This window comes from Pseudomonas sp. IPO3778 (genome assembly GCF_013386825.1).
Lineage (GTDB): Bacteria > Pseudomonadota > Gammaproteobacteria > Pseudomonadales > Pseudomonadaceae > Aquipseudomonas.
Genome location: NZ_JACARC010000053.1, coordinates 26,537 through 47,033 on the forward strand (window position 1 = coordinate 26,537; position 20,497 = coordinate 47,033).

18 protein-coding genes are annotated in these 20,497 nt (G+C 63.1%); 5 read left to right on the forward strand and 13 right to left on the reverse strand.

Annotated elements, in window-relative coordinates:
* The 11 genes from HX855_RS26670 to HX855_RS26720 form a co-directional block, all read right to left on the reverse strand.
* Positions 1-1,104: a glycosyltransferase family 1 protein gene (locus tag HX855_RS26670; RefSeq protein WP_177089936.1), complete on the reverse strand. Its 1,104-nt coding sequence runs from the start codon at positions 1,102-1,104 to the stop codon at positions 1-3.
* Positions 1,095-2,312, reverse strand: a complete 1,218-nt coding sequence (locus tag HX855_RS26675) for a glycosyltransferase family 4 protein (protein WP_177089935.1) — start codon at positions 2,310-2,312, stop codon at positions 1,095-1,097. Before HX855_RS26675 ends, HX855_RS26670 begins: the two co-directional genes overlap by 10 nt.
* Positions 2,313-2,320: 8 nt before the next feature.
* Positions 2,321-3,649 carry a cellulase family glycosylhydrolase gene (locus HX855_RS26680; protein ID WP_177089934.1) on the reverse strand — a complete coding sequence of 443 codons (1,329 nt, stop codon included), beginning with the start codon at positions 3,647-3,649 and terminating at the stop codon, positions 2,321-2,323.
* Entirely contained in the window at positions 3,639-4,829 is a 1,191-nt protein-coding gene (locus HX855_RS26685; RefSeq protein WP_177089933.1) for a glycosyltransferase, read from the reverse strand. The genes HX855_RS26680 and HX855_RS26685 overlap by 11 nt, the downstream gene beginning before the upstream one ends.
* Positions 4,829-6,820, reverse strand: coding sequence for an exopolysaccharide transport family protein (locus tag HX855_RS26690; RefSeq protein WP_177089932.1), 1,992 nt, complete (start codon positions 6,818-6,820; stop codon positions 4,829-4,831). The genes HX855_RS26685 and HX855_RS26690 overlap by 1 nt, the downstream gene beginning before the upstream one ends.
* A gap of 14 nt (positions 6,821-6,834) precedes the next feature.
* Entirely contained in the window at positions 6,835-7,599 is a 765-nt protein-coding gene (locus HX855_RS26695) for a polysaccharide biosynthesis/export family protein (protein WP_177089931.1), read from the reverse strand.
* A gap of 29 nt (positions 7,600-7,628) precedes the next feature.
* The gene (locus HX855_RS26700) at positions 7,629-8,540 is read right to left on the reverse strand and encodes a glycosyltransferase family 2 protein (protein WP_177089930.1); all 912 of its coding nucleotides are present in this window, start codon (positions 8,538-8,540) and stop codon (positions 7,629-7,631) included.
* Between the two features lies 1 nt (position 8,541).
* Positions 8,542-10,002: a mannose-1-phosphate guanylyltransferase/mannose-6-phosphate isomerase gene (locus tag HX855_RS26705; protein WP_177089929.1), complete on the reverse strand. Its 1,461-nt coding sequence runs from the start codon at positions 10,000-10,002 to the stop codon at positions 8,542-8,544.
* Positions 10,002-11,441, reverse strand: a complete 1,440-nt coding sequence (locus HX855_RS26710) for an undecaprenyl-phosphate glucose phosphotransferase (protein WP_177089928.1) — start codon at positions 11,439-11,441, stop codon at positions 10,002-10,004. The genes HX855_RS26705 and HX855_RS26710 overlap by 1 nt, the downstream gene beginning before the upstream one ends.
* 470 nt (positions 11,442-11,911) lie before the next feature.
* The gene (locus HX855_RS26715) at positions 11,912-12,229 is read right to left on the reverse strand and encodes a DUF6124 family protein (RefSeq protein WP_177089927.1); all 318 of its coding nucleotides are present in this window, start codon (positions 12,227-12,229) and stop codon (positions 11,912-11,914) included.
* Between the two features lie 303 nt (positions 12,230-12,532).
* Complete coding sequence (locus HX855_RS26720) at positions 12,533-13,858, reverse strand: PLP-dependent aminotransferase family protein (RefSeq protein WP_177089926.1); 1,326 nt, start codon at positions 13,856-13,858, stop codon at positions 12,533-12,535.
* Between the two features lie 94 nt (positions 13,859-13,952).
* Between HX855_RS26720 and HX855_RS26725 the strand changes: the two genes are divergently transcribed.
* Both HX855_RS26725 and HX855_RS26730 read left to right on the forward strand, forming a co-directional pair.
* Complete coding sequence (locus tag HX855_RS26725; protein ID WP_177089925.1) at positions 13,953-14,582, forward strand: LysE family translocator; 630 nt, start codon at positions 13,953-13,955, stop codon at positions 14,580-14,582.
* Positions 14,583-14,609: 27 nt separating this feature from the next.
* Positions 14,610-14,951, forward strand: coding sequence for an antibiotic biosynthesis monooxygenase (locus tag HX855_RS26730; RefSeq protein WP_177089924.1), 342 nt, complete (start codon positions 14,610-14,612; stop codon positions 14,949-14,951).
* On the opposite strand, the gene inhA is transcribed toward HX855_RS26730, so the two are convergent.
* Positions 14,948-15,628 carry an isonitrile hydratase gene (gene inhA / locus HX855_RS26735; protein WP_177089923.1) on the reverse strand — a complete coding sequence of 227 codons (681 nt, stop codon included), beginning with the start codon at positions 15,626-15,628 and terminating at the stop codon, positions 14,948-14,950. The two genes, HX855_RS26730 and inhA, sit on opposite strands and share 4 nt — an antisense overlap.
* Positions 15,629-15,719: 91 nt before the next feature.
* Between inhA and HX855_RS26740 the strand changes: the two genes are divergently transcribed.
* The 3 genes from HX855_RS26740 to HX855_RS26750 all read left to right on the forward strand — a co-directional run bounded on the left by HX855_RS26740 (position 15,720) and on the right by HX855_RS26750 (position 19,598).
* Positions 15,720-16,688 carry a GlxA family transcriptional regulator gene (locus HX855_RS26740; RefSeq protein ID WP_177089922.1) on the forward strand — a complete coding sequence of 323 codons (969 nt, stop codon included), beginning with the start codon at positions 15,720-15,722 and terminating at the stop codon, positions 16,686-16,688.
* A gap of 130 nt (positions 16,689-16,818) precedes the next feature.
* Positions 16,819-17,406 carry a biliverdin-producing heme oxygenase gene (locus tag HX855_RS26745; protein WP_177089921.1) on the forward strand — a complete coding sequence of 196 codons (588 nt, stop codon included), beginning with the start codon at positions 16,819-16,821 and terminating at the stop codon, positions 17,404-17,406.
* Positions 17,403-19,598, forward strand: coding sequence for an ATP-binding protein (locus tag HX855_RS26750; protein ID WP_177089920.1), 2,196 nt, complete (start codon positions 17,403-17,405; stop codon positions 19,596-19,598). Before HX855_RS26745 ends, HX855_RS26750 begins: the two co-directional genes overlap by 4 nt.
* Here HX855_RS26750 and HX855_RS26755 read toward each other — a convergent pair.
* Positions 19,576-20,496, reverse strand: coding sequence for an alpha/beta fold hydrolase (locus HX855_RS26755; protein WP_177089919.1), 921 nt, complete (start codon positions 20,494-20,496; stop codon positions 19,576-19,578). The genes HX855_RS26750 and HX855_RS26755 overlap by 23 nt on opposite strands.
* Position 20,497 lies beyond the last annotated feature (1 nt).

The window sequence follows — 20,497 nt, forward strand, 5'->3', positions numbered from 1 at the left end:
TCAATTCAATTCCTCGATCAGTTCGGCCAGGCGCCGACGGTAGGCCTGGTGGTTGAAACGTTCGGCCCAGCTGCGTAACTGTTCAGGTGGCTGTTCGACGGGTTGGTCGGCCAGGTGCAGCATCAACTGCACCAGCGCTGCGCCGTCGGTGGGTGAAAAACGTGGCGCCAGCGGCGGGGTGATTTCATCCAGCGAGGTGCCGCTGGCCACCGCCACCGGGGTGCCGACGCTCAGGGCTTCGATCACCGGCAAACCAAAGCCCTCCGCATAAGAAGGCTGCCACAGGCGCGAGGCCTTGCGATAGAGCCCGTGCAACTCGGCATCGGACACGCCGCTCAACGCGCGTATCCCCGGATAGCTGCGTTGGGCTTCGGGCAAATGCTCCAGGCTGCCCACCAGCACCAGTTCCGGCACGCTGGGGGATTGGCTGCGGGCCTGCTGCCAGGCCTCTACCAGGAACGGCACGTTCTTGCGCAATTCCCGGGTGCCCACCAGCAGCCAATAGCGCTCGGGCAGTTGCCGGGCCGAGAGGTCCGCCGGCAAGCCGACAAAGCCGACCACCTGGTTGGGCAACACCCGAATCTTGCCCGCCGCCTTGGGAAACAGCCGCGCGGTTTCATCGGCACTGTACTGCGAGGGCGTCCACACCCGGTCGGCCGTGTGCACGGCATAGGTGATCGACAGGCGATCGCTGGTCTTGTAGATCAGCGCCTTCAGGCGGTTGGCATGGTAGTTGTCCAGGGTGATCTGAAACAGGTCATGCAGCAGCACCACGGTCCGCAGGCCCTTGGGTTTGGGCGGCAGCGGCAGGCCCATGTTGAAGGTGCTGATGTACAGGTCGATGTGCTCGTTGCGCAGGGCCTTGGGCAAGAACCCCGCCTCGAAACGCAGGCGCTGATGGGGCTGGTGCATGGCAGTCTTGGCGCAGCCCCAGTCCGGGCAGTGAGCGCTCAGGCGCAGCTCATCCCCCAGCGGCGCAACGGTAAAGCGCTCAAGCTCGACGCCGGGCATGGCGTGCAGGGCGTCTTCCAGGGCGTACACCTGGCGACTGATGCCCGATTGCGGCGAGGTACCGACGGTGCGGTAATCGAGGCCTATGCGCATGCCGGCTCCTTTTGGCTCAGGGGCGACAGGTGGGCGTACACCTGCTCCAACTGGCTGGCGGCGACGCTCCAGTCGTGGGCGCGGCGCACATAGGCGCGCCCGGCTTCCCCCATCGGTGCGGCGAGTTCAGGTTGTTGCAGCAGGCGCACCACCGCATCGGCCAGGCTGTCGGCGCTCTGGCCGCCGAGGTAGTCCAGGCCTTCCACCAGGTCCAGCCCGGACACACCCTGGTCGGTGCTCGCCAGCGGCAGGCCGGCGGCCAGGGCTTCAAGCACCTTGAGCTTGGAGCCGCCACCGTGCCGCAACGGCGCCAAAAACACCGAGCAACTGGATTGCAGGGCCAACAGGTTGGGGACAAAACCCTGCCATTCGATACGCCCGTCTTTCCAGCGTTCGCGCCAGCTTTGCGGCATGCCGAAGCCGCACACACTCATGCGCGCGTCGGGGCAGCGGGCCCAGACCTTCGGCAGGATTTCATCCAGCGCCCATTCGATGGCATCGACATTGGGCGCGTATTCATAGTTGCCCAGAAACAGCACACGGCGGGTTGTCGGGTCTGGCCGGGCGGAGGCGAAGTGCGCGCAGTCCACACCGTTGACCACCACCGGCACGGGTTTACCGGCAATCTGCGCCAGGGTCTGGGCGTCGACGTCGGTCACCGCCACCACTTGCGCTGCCTGGCGCATCACCCGGCGTTCCCAGCGGGTGTAGCGCCATTGGTCGTAGCGAATGAACGGCAGGGCCCAGCGCGGAAAGCGGTCGTAGGTGGCGGCCCCGAGCGACGATTCAACGTTGTGTTCGGTCAGCACAAACGGCTGGGAGTGACGTGCCAGCGCATCTTCGTAGGGCTGGAAGGTGTAGGTGTGTTCGATCTGCACCACGTCCCAATGTTCGTTGAGCAACTGCTCGAAGGTGTCTTGCAGCGGGCCCGACAGGCCATTCACGCTGGCCAGCAGCGGGTAGGGCGCAAACAATCCGGCCACCAGGGTTTTCAGGCTGCGCACGGGGCGGCGCGGGACGATGATCAGTTGTTCCAGAAAGGCTTCCAGCACCTGGCGATCCGTCAGCGATACTGCGTGCTTGTCATGCAGCAGCAAGGTGATCCGGTGCCCGCGTGCCGCCAGGCTGCGCAGCAAATGAAACTGGCGCGTCTTGCCGCCGCTGGTAGCGGGCCAAGGCGAGTAGGGCAGGATCCAGAGGATGCGCATGGGTGGCTTCAATCCCATAACAGAATTTGCAGGTTCGGCTTGACCGGTACGTCCAGTCCATTGGTGCCACTCAACGGTGTCTCGGTGCTGCGCAATGGGTCATACAAAGTGGCAGTGGTCATGCCCGGCAAGTGCGCATTGCCGCCACGGGCCGACCAGAAGAACCACACCTTGCGCCCGTCGGCGCGGGTCCAGCCGATGCTGAACAGGCCGTCGGGCAACTGGTCGGCGGTGGGTGGGTCGCCGGGGGTCAGTTTTGGCCCGCTCACCTGGAGAAAATTCTGCAAGGCGGTGTACGACGGCTTGGGATTGGTGTCGATGTCGAGCAACCCATAACTCTGGTCGCGCACGCTGGCGCGCTGGTCCAGGTCGCTCAGGGTGAACAGGAAGATCTTGTCGAAATCCAGGGCGCTCATCAGCGCGAGGCGGCGCACGATGTAGTCGGCCTGGCCTTGTGGGGTGATGAAGTCCTGCACTTCTTTCGGACCTTTATAGTTCGACCAGCCCCACTCGGTGCTCCACAGGGTCTTGACCCCGGCGGCCCGCAGTTTTTGGTTAAGTGCGCTGGTCTTGGCGACAAAGTCCAGGTTCGACGGCTCGTTGCCTTCGGGCAACTGGGTGTAGGGGTGATAGGACATCACGGTGTTCAGGCTTGGCACGCCCAGCTGCAGCAGGCCGTCGAGCATGTTCTGGCCGTTGGGCATTTCGCTGAAAAACGCCATGCCGGCGGCCACCACCGGTTTGTTCGGGTTCACCACCCGCAATGCGGCGGCGGTGACCTGCAAGAGGCTGGCGTAACCGGCCGGGTCGGCAGCAGGGCGCCAGAACCCCAACAGGTTCGGCTCGTTCCACACCTGCCACGCATCCACGCTGGGGTAACGCTGGGACAGCAACGCCATACGGTTGGCGAAGATGGCCGGGTCCTTGGGCGGGAACTGGTCCTGATAGGGCGAGGAGGCCGGGGCCGTGGTGGCGAACTTCGCCGAGCCCACCAGGTAGAACACCGACTTGATCTGGTTCTGTTGCAGCTTGTTTACCAGCTCGTCGAGGGTTGCGACGTTGTACTGGTTCTCGGCGGTTTCCAATTGGTCCCAGTGCAAGTCCAGGCGCACCCACTCCAGGCCCAGGGCCTTGAGGCGGTCGATCTGCTTTTGATAACGCTCGGGGCTGAACCACAGGAACTGCGCGTTCACCCCCAGGAAATCCTTCCACACGATCTCTTTGCTGCCCTTGAGCACATGGCTCTCGGCATCGGCCGGGCGGCCCCACAAAAAGGCCGTCAAACCCAGTGCGGCCACGACCGCCAGGGTCGCCAGGTAAGTCCGTTTACGTGCCATGGTTGCCTCCTGCAATGGCCTGTTCAAACAGGGTCGCAAACTTCTGCGCGGTCAGCGGCCATAGCCGTTCACGCCCGATGGCGGTGGCGCGTTCGGCCCACTCCTTGGCCATTTGCGGGTGGCGCGCGAGCAACAGCAGTTGCTCACTCAACGCCGCCACATTGCCTTGTGCGTAGATGGCGCCGTTACCGGTGGCGACTTCCTCGGCAAACGCCCGGGCATCGGAGGTGATCGCGCCACGCCCGCACGCTGTCGCCCACGACAACGCGCCGCTGGTGCCACGCTGGCGGCCCAACAGGCCGAGTTTTTTCGATTCGCGATACGGTAGCACCATCACATGGTGCGCCTGGATCGTCTGCGCAATGTCGCTGGCCGGCAAATTCAGCCGCCAGTCGATGGAGCCCGCCAGGCCGAGTTCGGCGATCTGGCTGTTCAACTGCTCCAGGTAATTGCCGCCTGCGCCAAACGCCATTTCGGCGGCAGTGCCACCGGCCAGGGTCAGGCGCACACGGTCACGCAATTCGGGGGCTTTTTCGAAGACGGCGGCCAGTGCCTGCAACAGGTCTTCGATGCCTTTGCCACGGTAGATAAAACCAAAATACAGCAGGTGCAGGGTGTCCAGCGGCGGCAAGGCCACCGGTGGAATATCCAGGTTGGCGTGGTTGATCACCGCCACCTTGCCGGCGGGCAGTTGCATGCGCGCCGTCAGGCAGTCGGCGCCCAAGCGGGTGAGGGTCACCAGCCGGGTCAGGCCCTGGGCGACGTGACGTTCTTCGCGCAGGGTCAAGGGGTCGGCCAGCACCACCGCCGCCTGGGGCAATGGGCTGGGCAAGGATTCCAGCAGGTTCAGCGGAAAGGGCAATTGCTCGCGCCGCCAGACCATACGTTCAGGGTCGTGCACCGTGGCGGTCAGTGGCAGCGCGGGGTAGGCCATGCGCAATTCGCGCAGGGCCAAAAACTCCCCCAGCCGCCCACCGCCCAACTCGGCGTGGACCAGGTCGACACCCTGCCAGTCGAAACCGGCAATGGCCTGCTTGATCGACGCCGTGCTGCCGACCACGCCCGCCAGGGGCGTGATCACCTCGACGCCCAGTTGCTCCAGTGCCGTCTTGAAATGGTTCGCGTAGTCGGCGATCCCGTTCTTTTCCGGCGGCAGGGGAGCGAGCAGGGCGATGCGCATCAGAACGAACCCCGGTACTTGGCGATGTTTTTCAGCACCTTGAGCGGCACCTCGAACTTGCGGCGGTTGATGATGATGCCATCGACCTTGCCGAACGCCGTGGTGAGGATCGACAGGGCGTGTTCCACCACCGGCACCGTGCTTTTTTGCGCTTCCACTACCAGCGCAATCAGGTCGGCACGGCGCAGGTTGATGAAGGCATCGCGGTTGTCCAGCAGCGCCGAGGCATCCAGCAATACCACCTGGCCCGGAATCGCCGGTTCAATCCCGCCGACCCGTACCCGCACGCCGTTCTCTTCCAGCAACTGGCGCAACTGCTCGACGATAAAGCTCACGCCTTCACCGTGTCGCGCCGAGGTCAGCCCCAGGGTCAGGCCCTGTTCGGCAATCCGCTCCAGCGGCAGCAAGCCGTACAGGCGGTAGATGCTCGCGTTGAAGGCGTTGGTGCTTTGCGCGGTGCTGGTGTCCAGCTCCGGCAGCGTGGTCCACAGCGGCAGGCCGAACTTGCCTTCCACCAGGCCGCCATCGTGGATCCGTTGATCCAGCAGGTAGCACAGGTAGATCACCAGCAGCCCCACCACGATGGAGAACGGGATCGCCAGCAACAGCATCAGCAGGGTTTTCGGGAAGACGCGCCCAGGGTTCAGGGTGGCTTCTTCGATCACCGCGATGTTACTGATTTGGCTCTTGTCCAGTTCACGGTCGATCCGCGATTTCTCCAGGCTGTCCACATACAGCGCGTAGTTTTTCTCGGTGCCGTTCAGCTCACGGGCCAGGCGCGCCAGTTCCGGCTCGATGGCCAGGGCGTCCTTGCGTTGGGCTTCCAGTTCCGTCAGTTGCTTTTGCTGTTGCACCAACTGCGTACGCAGGGACTGGTTGCGGCTGGTTTCATCCAGCAGTACCCGTTGCAGGTGGATTTCCAGGGTGTTCGGCGCGCGGTTCTCAGAACTTTGCACCGTGTCGCTTTCACCCGCCACCTGGGCCTGCATGGCACGGATCGAGGCGTCCAGGGCTTTCACCGGCGGCGCGTTATCCGTGTAGGTGCGCATCATGTCGGCCTTTTCCAGGAGCTTCTGGTTCAGCAGGCGACGCAAGTCTTGTTGTTGCGGGTTCAGCGCGATCTGGCGAACCGTGGTCACCTCTTTGGGCTGGCCCTTGAGTTGCTCACGGGTGCTCTGCAGCGCCACGTCGGAGGAGGCGATCAGGCGCGTGGAGTTGAACACTTCGCCGCGCAGCACGTTGATCCGCTCGGACAAGTCTTCCAGGCGATCGGTGATGCTCGACGCGCCGATGACATTCAAGTGCGTGAGGATCTGGTCCTTGTAGCTCTTGATCTGCGCCGCGCTGGACGACACCTGGCCTTCATAGAAGGCGTACAGGCTTTTGCGGCCCAGGGCCTGGGTGCGCTCGTCGATGTACGTCTCAACCCAGTCCTTGACCACTGCCTGGGCGATTTGCGGGTCATCCCAGGTGAAGCTGATGTCCATCACCGTGGAGCCGACGGCGTGGGTCACGTCGAAGTTTTTCTCCAGGCTTTTCGCCAGGCGTTCCACCGGGGTGGTTTCTTCAACGATGCCGACGGTTTCCAGCACTACCCGCACACCGTCAAACACCGAACTGATGCCTTTTTTGACGTACCACTTGGTGCGCTTCCACACGCCTTCCGGCGGCTGCATCTTGTCCATCACGTCCAGGTAATGCTCGGCCACTGCACGCACGATGGGGCGCCCGGTCAGCAGGCGCTCTTCGTCCACAATCGGGTCGCGCTGGGTGCTCGGCATGACGATCGGCTGACGGTTGTCGACCTCGATCGGCATCGTCGAGTCACGCCCCGGTTTTACCAGCAGCCGCGCGGTGGATTCATACTTGGCCGGGAGCAAAAACGCCCCCAGCAAAATGATCACCAGCGCAGCAATCGCCGCCAGTTTGAACTCGTGCTTGAAGATGAAGAACAGACGCAGAAGATCACGAAAAGAACGGATCTCGATCATGGGATGTCGCTCCTTTAGTGGTTCGTGGTGTAGCTGTAGCCCACACCAATGGATTTGGTGAAGGGAATCAGCTGGTTCAGGTAAGTGTCCACGCCCTGGATCCGTTCGCCGACGTTGGACTTGGGTACAAACACCACGTCACCGCGTTGCAGCGCCACGGGCTTGCGGCCCAGGGCGCCGTTCTTCAGGTACTGGCTGAAATCGAGGAAGTAGGCGTGGTACACACCTTGGCCATCCTCACGCAACAGGGCGACCATGCTCGCGTTGCCCACCGGGCTGACGCCGCCGGCTCCGAGAATCGCCTGTTCCATGGTGGGGGCCGTGGCGATGGAGATAGCCGACGGGTTGAACACCGCGCCGCCCACGATCACCGTATTGCCCGGCGCCTGGTTGATGTTCACCGTCACCCGGGGCTCGCGATACACCGGTGCGAGCTTCTGGCTCAGCTCGGCGGCGACTTCCGCCGGCGTGCGCCGCGCCACCTGGACCGGGCCCAGGAACGGGTAGTTGATCTTGCCGTCGTTCTGCACGGTGTACAGCGTCAGCTCATAAATCGTGCTGACGTTGAACGCCGACAGGGTCGGCATTTCCCCGGCATCGCGCACGATACGCAGCTGGTCGCCGATGCGGATCCGCTCCACCGCCGGCGGTAACTGGGCCATGCGGTCGAGGGCCTGCTTGCCCTCATTCACCGTCTTCCCGTCGGGCGCGACGATCCGCGCCGGGGTATTGCAGGCGGCCAATGCCATCATGGCCAGGACGAGCAAGGTTCGTTTCATCAAAGGGGTCTTCCTGTAGGTCATGATGCTCACCTCCAATAACCGGGGAACATGCTGATGCGCCGCTTAAGGGCGAGGGGGAGCTGGCGCTCCAGATGGCCCAGCCGGTAGCCGAGCAATTTGAACGCGCTGCGCACCAGTACTTCGGGTACGCGGTGCAATGCACCGGCTTCGCGTAATGCTCGAAGCTCGGCCAGTACATAGCGTTTACCTTCACCGCCGGCATCGCCAAAAGCCTGGCGAATCCACGGCTCGCGGCCGTAGAAAACCCCAATGTCGAAGTAGCGGTGAAACTCATCCATGAGACGGTAATCGTGGGAGTGATAGACCAGGGCGGTGGCGGCGTAGCGCACCTTGTAGCCCTCCAGCAGCATACGGGCGGCGACGTAGGCGTCCTCGCTGCCGATCACATCCGCGGGGAAGCCACCGACGGCTTGCAGGGCGCTGCGCCGGTACACCGAAAATGAATCCGAGCTGAAACAGGTCTTGATCCCAAGCTCCGGCGCATCAGCCAGGGTTTTGCTGCGGCTTTGCGGCGGGTAATTGAAGTGGCGTGACTGAGCGCCCAGTACCCCGGCGTCCGGGTGCGGCAATTGGCGGCCATAGGCAACGCCGTTGAGCGGGTCCAGTTCCAGCTCACCCACCAGGTGGGCGAAGGTCTCGGGTTCGGCGGGGATCGCGTCCTGGGTCATGACGATCAGCACGTCGCCGTCGACTTGCTCGCTGGCCCAGCGGCGCGTGCCGCCATGGTTGAAATCCTTGGCGTCAATCACCTCGACCCGAACGCCGAACGCGCGAAAACGCGCCACGGTGTCATCGCTGGAGGCACTGTCGACCACCAGGGTTTCGTCCGGTTGCAGGGTTTGCATGCGCAGCGCCGGCAGCAGCTTGTCCAGATGACTGGAGGCGTTGCGGGTCGGGATGATCAGGGCGGTACGCATATCAAGGCTTCACTTCTACAGGCGCACGCCCGTAGATATCGTCAAAGCGCACAATGTCGTCTTCCCCCAGGTACTCGCCGCTCTGCACTTCGATCATCACCAGGTCGATGATGCCGGGGTTGGTCAGGCGGTGTTTGTGCCCGGCCGGAATGTAGGTGGACTCGTTGGCGTTGATCAGGAATTCACGGTCGCCGTTGGTAATCATCGCCGCGCCGCTGACCACCACCCAGTGTTCACTGCGGTGATGGTGCATCTGCAACGACAGCGAGGCGCGCGGCTTGACCACGATGCGCTTGATCTTGAAGCGGCTGCTTTCTTCCAGCACGGTGTAGGTGCCCCATGGCCGGGTCACGGTGCGGTGCAGGCTGAACGCCGGATGGTCCTGGCGCTTGAGCTCGGCGACGATGTAGCGCACGTCCTGGCTGCGGTTCGCGTCGGCAATCAGGATCGCGTCCGGGGTGTCGACGATGATCAGGTTGCTCACCCCCACCGCGCCCAATACGCGCTTGGGCGAGTCGATGTAGCAGTTGTGCACGTCATGCAGGATCGCTTCGCCATTGACCTGGTTGCCATTGGCGTCGCTCGGCGTGAGCTGGCGCAGGGCTTCCCAGGAACCGATATCGCTCCAGCCGATGTCGCAGGGCACCACGGCCACTTGCGCGGATTTTTCCATCAGTGCCACGTCGATCGAGATATCCGGCGCGGTGCCAAAACCTTCAGCGTTCAATTCGCGCTGGCGGCAGTTGTTGTTATTCAGGCTGTGGCTGTGGTCGAGGGCGGCTTTGGCAGCGTCCAGTACGGCGGGGGCGTGCAGCGCCAGTTCTTCCAGCAGGGCGCTGGCCTTGAAGCAGAACATCCCGGCGTTCCACAGGTGCTTGCCGCCGTCCAGGTAACCCTGGGCGGTGGCCAGGTCGGGCTTCTCGACGAAGCGCTTGACCCGGAACCCCAGGCCCAGTGTCTCGCCTTGTTCGATGTAGCCAAAACCGGTTTCCGGGCGGTCGGGCTGGATGCCGAACGTCACCAGGTAGCCGGCTTCCGCCAGGTCGCGGGCTTGCGCGACGGCGTCGGCGAAGGCGCTTTCATCGAGGATCAGGTGGTCGGCGGGCATGACCAGCAGCTGTGCCTCATTGCCGAAATTTTCCTGCACATGCAGGGCGGCCACGGCGATGGCGGCGGCGGTATTGCGCCCGAACGGCTCCAGCAGCAGGTCGAGGGCCAGGTGGGTCTTGTTCACCACGCGGTAGTCATCAAGGGTGCGAAACAGCAGGTCGCGGTTGGTCACCGTCAGCACGCTTTCCACCCCGGGCAAGTGACTGGCCCGCAGGAACGTCTTCTGCAACAGGCTCTGGTCGTCACGCATGCGCATGAAGGGCTTGGGCATGTTCTGCCGCGACACCGGCCACAGGCGAGTGCCCGAGCCACCGGAAATGATGCAGGGGATTAATCCGTTGAGGGTGTTCATCAATAGACTTCCTTGGTCGATAGGACGGCCGGGACCGTCATGAAAACGATGTACAAGTCGAACCACACCGACCACTTCGAGATGTACTCCAGGTCGTACTCAACGCGTTTCTGAATCTTGAACAGGGTGTCGGTTTCACCACGATAGCCGTTGATTTGCGCCCAGCCAGTGATGCCCGGTTTTACCCGGTGCCGCGAGCTGTACTCGCTGACGGCCACTTCGTAGGGCACCCCGGCCGCCTTGGTCGCGGTGGCATGGGGGCGCGGGCCGACCATGGACATGTTGCCCAGCAGCACGTTGAACAACTGCGGCAGCTCATCGATGCTGGTCTTGCGAATAAACCGGCCCACGCGGGTAATGCGCGGGTCGCCCCGGGTGGTCTGGCGGTCGGCGTTGAAGTCACTCATCTCGGCGTACATCGAGCGGAACTTGAACACCCGGATCACGTTGTCGTTGTAGCCAAACCGGTTCTGGCGAAACAGCACCGGGCCCTTGGAGTCGAGCTTGATGGCGATCGCCGTGATCAGCATGATCGGCGACAACGCCACCAGGCCCAGGGCCGCCAGAATCAGGTCTTCACAGCGCTTGATAAACGGCGACCAGCCCCGCAGCGGCACGTGGGAGGTGTTGAACATCAGGATGCCGCCCACGTCGGTGATGCGGCTGTGGCCATAGCGCAGGGCGGCCATGTCGGGCACCAGCATCACGTTGACCGACATCTGGCGCAGGCGCTTCACCAGCCCGTTGATCCGCTGTTCGGCGGCCCAGGGCAGGGTGATCATCACCTGGTTGACTTGCTCGGAGCGGATCAGTTTTTCCAGGTCGCGGGTATTGCCCAGCAGCGGCAGGTTGCTCAATTCCTTGGGGATGCGTTCGGTGCGGTCGTCGATAAAACCGATCAGGCCGGAGCGGATATCGCCGTTGCGCTGCAAGTGGTCGGCCACGTGCACGGCGGTGTCGGTGAAGCCCAGGATCACCGTACGTTGCAGGTATTTGCCGTTCATCATCAGGTTGCGGAACAGGCGCAGCATCACCATCCGCTCCAGCCCGAACAACGCCAGGCTGGTGACAAACCAGAACGCCAGGTTGCGCGGACTCAGCTGCGGAAACATCAGCAGAATCTGGTACATGAACAGCAGGATGCAAAACGCCGAAGACCAGGCCACCAGCATGGTGCGAAACCGCAGGCGGTTGCTGAACAGCTCCTCGGAGTACACCCCCATGGCCTGGAACAGAATAATCGTCAGGACCCCGAAGAACAGGAGCAAGCCGAGAAAGTGGGCGCGCAACTCTGAAGACATCGGCTCTGGATAAAACAGCAGGATCAGTGCGGGTAAAACGGCGGTGAGGCCGTGCATCAACTTTACGAAAACAACAAAGAACTCAATAAAACCGGCCCGGGTTAAAAACAGGCTGTCGACTGACGACTTCTCGCGCATAAAAACATCCCTCATTGCACACCAGGGCTTCCATGTTCGGCTGCTCATCCATAAAGGCAGGGCTTGCTTTATAAAAGGCGCCAGACGAACGGCTTGCTTCGCTGGGTAATACGCAATCACCTATCTATTTGCAGGGAATTTGCGGGCTTATGGCTAAATGATGGTGCCCTTTGTTCGACTCGTCAAGGTTTTGACATTTTTATAAGATTGGCGTCCTAGACACTTCAGGTACTCCTCCGCGCGACAGTTTGTTGACTGTCTTGGTCGGGTTCCCGGGTTTTACGGGAACAAAATGCTGGCGTTTTGGAGTGTAGGAACAAATTTGAGAATTTTCCTGTCGGGGAGGAAAACCTTTTTTTGACGGAGGTGGGATGCGGGGGTTTTGGGGGACAAGCGACGAGTGGTGAGGGCAGGGGGGCCTTCACCACATTGGGGGGACTAGGCTTAAAAGCTGCCTTTGAAATTGAGGGTTACGTGGCGTGGTGCTGAGGTTTGCGCACGTGCAAACATTCAATCGACCGGTCAACCGTGGTCTTGGCAATTTCCAGCAAATGCCAAACCGCCAACAATCTGGCCCGTTCGGGGCTTCGCAGCAGTTCGCCGCAGTCGAGGGCAGTGGCCGAGGCGCTGCTGAGCAGGCTGGCGGTGTAGAGCAGGGCGTCTTCGAAGCTCAGGTCTTCGTTCACGGTGTGGAAACCCTGGGAGGGCAGGTAGTGTTCGAGGGCCCGATTGAAGGCGGCGCGGTTTTTAAGCTGGTCGAGGGGTGGGTCGGGGACGGGTTTATTCATGGTGTAACTCCTTATGAGATTAGGAGCCGATCCCGTCGCGACTAAACGATGGGTGGCGGCTGTACGCAGGTTAGTCGACCGGCCACAAGGAAAATCCGGCGCACCCGAGGGTGCCCTGCGCACAGCCACCATAAAACCTCATGATGAAACCATGCGCCTTGTGAAGGTACGGGCGACTAAACCCGTTCACTGATGAGCAGTGACGGGGCGAAGACTAGCCACCGGTTCCGACAGGCACAAGGCCGAAAGATTGTCTCGGAAACGTCCCGCAAATTAAAGGGATTTACCCTGCTGGCCCTTTATTCATATCCGAATGGCCTCGCGAATTTTCCCCAAGGCCACCCGCAATGTCGCCAGATCAATCGACCCCAGCGCCACCCGCAACGCATGGGGCACATGCGCCGTACAGGCAAACGGCTCGGCACTGGTGACACGCACACCCTGGCCCTCAAGCGCAGCCACCACCGCATCCGCCCGCAGGCCTTCGGGCAATACCAGCCACAGGTAATACGACGCCGGATGCGCAATCACCTCGCAACCCTGCAAGACCTCCCGGGCCAGCGCCTGACGTTGGCGCGCATCCGTGCGCTTTTGTTCTTCCAGCACATCTACCGCGCCGGATTCGATCCAGCGGCACGCCAGGTTGACCGTGAGCGTCGGCGTGCTCCAGGTCGAGACGCGAATGGCTTGCTCCAACGCCGGCACCCACGCGTTGGGTGCCACGATAAACCCCACCCGCAACCCCGACGCCACGCTCTTCGAAAGGCCGGACACATACACCGTGCGCAACGGCGCATAGGTGAACAACGGCTTGGGCGCGGGTTCGGCCAGAAAGGCGTAGGCGCCGTCTTCGATCAGTAGAAAATCGTAGCGCTCAGCCAACGCGGCAAGGCGCTCGCGGTCAGCTTCACCCATCACCGTGCCCAGCGGATTGTGCAACGTGGGCATGCAATAAAACGCCCGCACCGGGCGCCGTTTGCACAGGGCCTCCAGCGCATCCAGATCCGTATGGCCAGCCGGTTGCGGCAGCGGCTCCAGGTCTATGCGCTGGGACTGGGCCAGGGTTTTCAGGCCGGGATAGGTCAGCGCATCTACCGCCAGCACATCCCCAGGTTGCAGCAGCGCCATCAGGCTCACGGACAGGCCTTGTTGCGCACCATTGACGATCAGCACCTGCTCGCCACCCACGCGAATCTGCCGATTGCGCAGGTGCCGCGCTGCTGTCTGCCGTTCATGGGCGCGGCCACCTTGCGGAGCAGAATGCAGCAGGGCATCAAGGTCTCCCGAGGCGGCAATGGCGCGCAAAGCGTCGCGCAGCATCTCGGCCTGGCCGGGCAGCGAAGGGTAGTTGAGGCTCAGGTCGACGGTGCCCGGTTGCAGCGGCTGTTGTACCAGGCCCATGCCCCGCAGCAACGTGGTGTCGCGCACAAAAGTGCCGCGCCCCGGCTCACCCACCACCAGGCCGCTGGCCTCCAGTTCGCTGTACACCCGCAAGGCGGTGGCCAGGGCGATGCGATGGCTGTTCATCAGGTTGCGCACGGTCGGCAACTGGGTGCCTGGCGGTAACTTTCCGGCACGAATCCGCGTGGCCAGTTCATCGACGATCAGTTTGTAGCGGACCTGAGCCATGGCGTGTTCCTGTGCAAAGCGTATCTAGATCAATTTTTTGTTTGTATCAGGTGAGCTGATTAATCTACAGGCTTTCCCGGTGGATGGCTTGAGCATGATCGACCTCGCAACCCTGGCTGTTTTCTCTGGTGCAGTCCTGCTGCTGTTGTTATCGCCGGGCCCAAACATGGCCTTCGTCATCAGCCACGGTGTGACCTATGGCTGGCGTGGCGGGGTGGCGTCTGGGTTGGGCATCAGCGTGGCGGACCTGCTGCTCACGGCCCTGACCGCGACCGGCGTCACCGCACTGGTCGCCAGCTGGCCGCCGGCCTTCGACCTGATCCGCTATGCCGGGGTGGTGTACCTGCTGTGGCTGGTGTTCAAGACCCTGCAAAAAACACCGGCCCTCGACACCGCCCACGTCACCCGCGTGCCGCTGGGCCGGGTGTTTGTGCGGGCGATGCTCAACAGTTTGCTCAACCCCAAGGCGTTGCTGTTTTTCATGGTGTTCTTGCCGCAATTCGTCAGCCCCGAGGCGGGGCCGATCGCGCTGCAACTGGTGCAACTTGGGGTCATCCTGACGCTGATCAGCGGCGTATTTCATGCCGTGCTGGGGATTTTTGGCGGGGCGGTGAGCCGGTTTTTTGCCGGCAAACCGGGCAGCGCAGGCTTACAGAAATGGGGTCTGGCCACCGTGCTGATGGTGCTGGCCGTGCGGTTGGCGCTGATGTCTCGGCCAGCGTGATAAACCACTGATAAAAGGACGTTACCCATGTACATCGCAGCCTTTATCTACAAGCCGGGTGAGCGGGATGACGAGTTCCAGCGCCTCACGGATTTGATCGACGCACTGGCGGCAAGGCTGCCGGGATATGTGGGGGCCGAGTCGTGGCGCTCGGCGGATGGCGGGTTGATCAACGCCAGTTATTACTGGCGCGATGAAGCGTCAATCCGCGCCTTTGCCAGCCACCCGACCCACCTGGAAGCCAAGCGCCTGTACCGCCGCTGGTACGGTGGTTATCACGTGGTGATTTCCAAGGTGGAGCGGGCGTATGGCGACGGCACGATCGGGCATCTGGTGCCCGCCGACCGCCACGGGCGTGCGAACGCTTAACCCAACCTCGCCGCCGCCCGCGCCACGATTTCACCCCGCGTCTTACGCGACTCGGCGGTGCGTTTGCGGGCTTCTTCCAACACATGGGGCGGCGCAGTCTCCGGCCGGCCTGCGTTGAACGGCGGGGCCGGGGCATATTCAATCTGCAACTGCACCAGTTGCGCCGCCGCCTCGCTGTACAGCTCGGCCGCCAGGGTCAAGGCAAAGTCGATCCCGGCGGTGATCCCGCCACCGGTCAACAGGTTGCCGTCACGCACTACCCGCTCCTGCACCGGGATCGCGCCCAGCGGGGCGAGCAGGTCGTGGTAGGCCCAGTGGGTGGTTGCCCGACGCCCGCGCAGCAAGCCGGCCGCGCCCAGCACCAGGGAGCCGGTGCACACCGAGGTCACATAGCGCGCGGTCTGCGCCTGGGCCTTGAGAAACGCCAGGGTCTGCTCATCTTCCATCAACGCGCCGACACCCGAGCCGCCGGGCACGCAGATCACATCCAGCGTGGGGCACTCCTCAAAGGTGGTGCTCGGGGTAAACACCAACCCGGTGCTGGAGGTGACCGGGGCCAAGTCCTTCCACACCAGGTGCAGCTTCACATCCGGCAGCGATCCCACTACGTCGTAGGGCCCGGTGAGGTCCAGTTGCTGGATGCCGGGGAACAACAGAAAGCCGATCTGCAAGGTCATGGGGAATACTCCTGATAAAGGGATGGACGGCTTCACTCTAGTCACCTAGGCTTTGGCGAATACGCCATTGAGCCCACGAATCACGCCAATCATGCCCAGAATCATCAACGTGCTCGCGTTTCCCAATGTGCAGGTGCTCGACGTCACCGGGCCCTTGCAAGTGTTTGCCTCAGCCAATGACCTGGCGCGCCAGCAGGGTTTGCCGCTGCCTTATGCCGTCAGTGTGATCGCCGCCCAGGCAGAACCGGTGATGACCTCGGCGGGCCTGGCCCTGGTGGCCGAGCCGCTGCCGGCCGCCGACGCGCCATGCGACACCCTGGTGATCGCCGGCGGTTGGGGCGTATACGGCGCCGCCGAAGACCCGGCCCTGGTGGACTGGGTTCGGCAAAAAGCCGGGCGATCACGGCGCATGACCTCGGTGTGTACCGGTGCCTTTCTGCTGGCGGCCAGCGGTTTGCTGGACGGCCGCCGTGTGGTCACCCACTGGACCCGCTGCGAAGAGCTGGCCCGCAAGTACCCACAATTGACAGTGGAGGCCAATCCGATTTTCATCCGGCAGGGCAACCTGTGGACGTCCGCCGGGGTCACCGCCGGCATCGACCTGTGCCTGGCGCTGGTGGAAGAGGACCTGGGCCGCGCCGTGGCCCTGGAAGTGGCGCGGCACCTGGTGGTGTTTCTCAAGCGCCCCGGTGGGCAGTCCCAGTTCAGCGTGACCTTGTCCCTGCAAAAGGGCGGCAGTCGTTTTGCCGAGTTGCACGCCTGGATCGCCGAACACCTGAGCCTGGAGTTGAACATCGCCACCCTGGCGGCCCAGGCGGGCATGAGCGAGCGTAGTTTTGTACGCCACTACCGCGCCGACACCGGCCAGACGCCCGCACGGGCCGTCGAGCTGATCCGCGTGGAAACCGCCCGCCGGCAACTGGCCGACAGCAGTGCGTCGATCAAGCGCATTGCCGTGCACTGCGGCTTTGGCTGCGAAGAGACTATGCGCCGCAGTTTCCTGCGGGCGGTGTCGATCACGCCCCAGGCCTACCGCGAACGATTTTCGTCGCCCTGTTAAAATTGATCAAAGCTGAACGAATAGGAACGTTTTTCCAGCAAGGTGCTATGTTACCCACAGTCCATTGCGCAGTGACTTGATCCCAGGCCTCTACGTCGCGGTTTCGACCCTTTCGGCGTACGCACTGCCTATGAATTCAATCCCCCCTATCCTTGTCGAATTGCGCGCGGCGACCATGGCGCTGCATCGACGCCTGGACACCCGCCTGCCTTTTTCCCGCATGGACCTGGCGCTCTACCGCGAGCTGATGAGCGCCTACTACGGCTTCTATCACCCGCTGGAGCGTGCCCTGGCGCCGTGGGGCGAAATCATCTCGGACCTGGAATGGGGCCGGCGCAGCAAAACCCCTTACTTGTACGCGGACTTGCTGGCGCTGGGCCTCAAAGACGCGCACATCGACGCCTTGCCGATGTGCCCGGAACTGCCCGCCATCACCAGCGTGGCCGAGGCCTTCGGTGCCCTCTACGTGCTGGAAGGCGCGACCCTCGGCGGCCAGGTGCTGCGCAACCTGATCGAGATCAAGATTGGCGTCGGCTCCACCAATGGCGGTGCATTCATGAATGTGTACGGCGTTGAGACCAGCGCGCTGTGGCAGCGTTTCCTCGAGTGCCTTTACCGCCTGCAAGCCCCCGCCGAACGCCTGGCGGCGGTGAATGTCGGCGCGTCGACCTTTCTGTGTTTCGAGCAGTGGCTGGACCGCTGCGAGGTGCTGCGATGACCACGGTCGATCCACTGATAGACGATTGCGCCCGCGAACCCATCCACATTCCCGGGTCGATCCAGCCCCACGGCCTGTTGTTGACGTTGAGCGAGCCGGCACTCGAGGTGCTGCAAGCCAGCAGCAACCTGACCGTGGCATTGGGCCTGGACGCCGAGCGCGTATCGGGCCAGGCCCTGGCCAGCGTGCTGGGCAGCAAGGCCGCGGCGCAGGTGGTTCTCGCCTTGGCAGACCTGGACGCCGACGAAGATGAACTGCACCAACTGACGCTTGAAGGCTACGCCTACGACATCCTTTTGCACCGCCATCAGGGCCTGCTGTTTCTCGAACTGGAGCGAGCCCTGACGGTTCAGTACGGTGCCGTAAACCAACTCGCCCGCACGTTGCGCCGGCTGCAGTCGGCCAAGACTCTCGAAAGCCTGTACCAGGTGTGCGTCACCGAAATCCGCGCCCTGACCGGCTATGACCGGGTCACCTTGTACCGCTTCGAGCAGGAAGGTCACGGCAAGGTCATCGGCGAAGCCCTCAGCGACGACATGCAACCCTACCTGGGCCTGTGTTTCCCCGCCTCGGACATCCCGCCCCAGGCCCGGGAGTTGTACCGGCTGAACTGGGTGCGGGTGATCCCGGACGCCGAGTACCAACCGGTGCCGATCCTGCCGGCCCTGCGCCCCGACACCGGTGCACCCCTGGACCTCAGCTTCGCCGTGTTGCGCAGCGTGTCCCCGGTGCACTGCCATTATTTGAAGAACATGGGGGTGCGCTCCTCCATGAGCATTTCGCTGCTCAAGGACGACCAGCTCTGGGGCCTGATCACCTGTGGGCATCGGGAACCGCTACGTGTGTCCCATGAGCTGCGCACCGGCTGCACCAGCATCGGCCAGTTGTTGTCGATGCAGATCACCTTGCTCCAGGAGCAGCAGGAGCGCCGACAGCAACTCGACAAGGCCGCCATGATCGAAGAGTTGGTGGCAGTCATGACGGCGAATCAGTGCGACGTGATGGAGAGCCTGCTGCCCTATGCACAAACCCTGCTGAACCTGACCGCCGCCGGTGGCCTGGCGATACTGGTGGAAGAGCGCCTGCATCTGTTTGGCGTCTGCCCCACACGCGCCGAAATCCGCGCGCTGTACCAATGGGTGCGCGGGCAGGGCAAAGGCGTGGTGCACAGCCACCAGCTGTCTGTGGACTTTCCCCCGGCGGCGGCCTATCAGGCCCACGCCAGTGGTCTGTTGGCGTTCTGCCTGCCCAAGCCGGTGGACAACGCGGTGATCTGGTTTCGCCCGGAGGTTCAGTCCACGGTGGAGTGGAGCGGCCAGCCGGTCAAACACCAGGAACCGGGCGGGACGACCTTGAGCCCGCGCCTGTCGTTTGAATTGTGGAAGCAGCAGGTCGACGGCAAGGCCTTGTATTGGACACGCTCGCAATTGCAGGCGGTGGAAAACCTGCGGCGCAACGCCCTGGAACATGACCTCTCACGCCAGGTTCAGCGCGAACACGAAGCCGTCCGGGCCCGTGATGAACTGGTGGCGGTGGTCTCCCACGACCTGCGCAGCCCGCTGACCATCCTGCTGATGCAATGCGGCATGATGCGCAGCCTGCTGCCGACCGACGACAACAAGGCGAACCGGCGCCTCAACTCCGCGATCGAAACCATGCAAAACGCCACGTCCCGCATGAACACGCTGCTGGAAGACTTGATCGATATCTCGCGCATCGAGGCCGGGCGCTACAGCGTTTCGCTGCAACCGCTCGATGTGGCGGCGACCCAGGAACAGATCTGCGCGATGTGGCAGCCGCTGACGGCCGCCAAGGGCGTGGACCTGACCTGGCGCTCGGCGCCCGGGCTGTGTGTGCAGGCCGACCCGGAGCGTTTGTTCCAGGTGTTTTCCAACCTGCTGGGCAACGCCCTGAAATTCACCCCGTCGGGCGGTGTGATCGAAGTGATTGCCGAGGCGGCCGGGGGCGAGGTGTTGTTCCGGGTGTGCGACAACGGCATCGGCATCGACCCGGCGCAACTGCCGTATATCTTTGATCGCTACTGGACCTCCCGGGAGGGCAACCCCACCGGCAGCGGGCTGGGGTTGTACATTTCCCACGGCATCATCGAGGCCCACGGCGGAACGCTATGGGCTGAAAGCGTGGCAGGTCAGGGCAGTGTGTTCAGTTTCAGGCTCCCGGCCGGCGGGTGAGGCCCAGCAATTCGAAGATCGCCTCAAGGGTGGCCTGTGGCGCTTCCTGGGGAATATTGTGGCCCACCCCGGCCAGCACCTCGCGCCGATAAAACCCGCTGAAGAGTCCCAGGTCTTCATCCTCCACCGGAGCCGGGCCCACGCCGTCATCAGCGCCGCATAACGAGATGCTCGGCACCGAAATCGGCGGCGGCTGCACCAGCGCCTGCTCGATGCTTTCCAGTGCCGGGTCACCCGGTGCATACATGAAGCGGTGACGGTAAGAGTGCACCACCACCTCGACAAAATCCGGGTTATCAAACGACGGCGCGGTCTTGCCATACAGCCCTGGCCCCTCGGCCCAGGACGGCGACCAGAGCGCCCACAGCAACTGGCAGAACTCACGCCGGTTGGCGGTCAAGCCGTCCACGCCGCGTTGGGTGTGAAGGTAAAACTGGTACCAAAGGCGGTGTTCTTTTTCCGGCGCCCGAGGCCGGGTCGACGCGGCAATATCCTGAATGTTGTAGCCATCGCCCGTCACCAGCCCCCGCACCCGCTCGGGCCAAAGCGCGGCGACGATACACGCCGCCCGTCCGCCCCAGTCATAGCCCACCAGCGTGGCGGTTTGAATCGACAGCGCGTCCATGAAATCCAGCAAATCCTTGGCCAGCGCTGCCTGCTGGCCGGAGCGCATCACCTCGGCATTGATAAAACGCGTCGGGCCGTAACCGCGCAGGTACGGCACCAGCACCCGGTAGCCTCGCGCGGCGACCACCGGGGCGATTTCGTCATAGCCACGCGGGTCGTAGGGGAAGCCGTGCAACAGAATCACCACCTCAGCGCCTTCCGGGCCATGGGCTTCGTAGGCGATATCGAGCATGGGGGTGCGGATGTGCAGCAGTGGGGCGAGGGCGGGCATG

Bases quoted from the DNA above. Each gene is read 5' to 3' on its own strand.
- HX855_RS26670 (WP_177089936.1), bottom strand. From the start codon at position 1,104: ATGCGCATAGGCCTCGATTACCGCACCGTCGGTACCTCGCCGCAATCG.
- HX855_RS26675 (WP_177089935.1), bottom strand. From the start codon at position 2,312: ATGCGCATCCTCTGGATCCTGCCCTACTCGCCTTGGCCCGCTACCAGC.
- HX855_RS26680 (WP_177089934.1), bottom strand. From the start codon at position 3,649: ATGGCACGTAAACGGACTTACCTGGCGACCCTGGCGGTCGTGGCCGCA.
- HX855_RS26685 (WP_177089933.1), bottom strand. From the start codon at position 4,829: ATGCGCATCGCCCTGCTCGCTCCCCTGCCGCCGGAAAAGAACGGGATC.
- HX855_RS26690 (WP_177089932.1), bottom strand. From the start codon at position 6,820: ATGATCGAGATCCGTTCTTTTCGTGATCTTCTGCGTCTGTTCTTCATC.
- HX855_RS26695 (WP_177089931.1), bottom strand. From the start codon at position 7,599: ATGAAACGAACCTTGCTCGTCCTGGCCATGATGGCATTGGCCGCCTGC.
- HX855_RS26700 (WP_177089930.1), bottom strand. From the start codon at position 8,540: ATGCGTACCGCCCTGATCATCCCGACCCGCAACGCCTCCAGTCATCTG.
- HX855_RS26705 (WP_177089929.1), bottom strand. From the start codon at position 10,002: ATGAACACCCTCAACGGATTAATCCCCTGCATCATTTCCGGTGGCTCG.
- HX855_RS26710 (WP_177089928.1), bottom strand. From the start codon at position 11,441: ATGCGCGAGAAGTCGTCAGTCGACAGCCTGTTTTTAACCCGGGCCGGT.
- HX855_RS26715 (WP_177089927.1), bottom strand. From the start codon at position 12,229: ATGAATAAACCCGTCCCCGACCCACCCCTCGACCAGCTTAAAAACCGC.
- HX855_RS26720 (WP_177089926.1), bottom strand. From the start codon at position 13,858: ATGGCTCAGGTCCGCTACAAACTGATCGTCGATGAACTGGCCACGCGG.
- HX855_RS26725 (WP_177089925.1), top strand. From the start codon at position 13,953: ATGATCGACCTCGCAACCCTGGCTGTTTTCTCTGGTGCAGTCCTGCTG.
- HX855_RS26730 (WP_177089924.1), top strand. From the start codon at position 14,610: ATGTACATCGCAGCCTTTATCTACAAGCCGGGTGAGCGGGATGACGAG.
- inhA (WP_177089923.1), bottom strand. From the start codon at position 15,628: ATGACCTTGCAGATCGGCTTTCTGTTGTTCCCCGGCATCCAGCAACTG.
- HX855_RS26740 (WP_177089922.1), top strand. From the start codon at position 15,720: ATGCCCAGAATCATCAACGTGCTCGCGTTTCCCAATGTGCAGGTGCTC.
- HX855_RS26745 (WP_177089921.1), top strand. From the start codon at position 16,819: ATGAATTCAATCCCCCCTATCCTTGTCGAATTGCGCGCGGCGACCATG.
- HX855_RS26750 (WP_177089920.1), top strand. From the start codon at position 17,403: ATGACCACGGTCGATCCACTGATAGACGATTGCGCCCGCGAACCCATC.
- HX855_RS26755 (WP_177089919.1), bottom strand. From the start codon at position 20,496: ATGCCCGCCCTCGCCCCACTGCTGCACATCCGCACCCCCATGCTCGAT.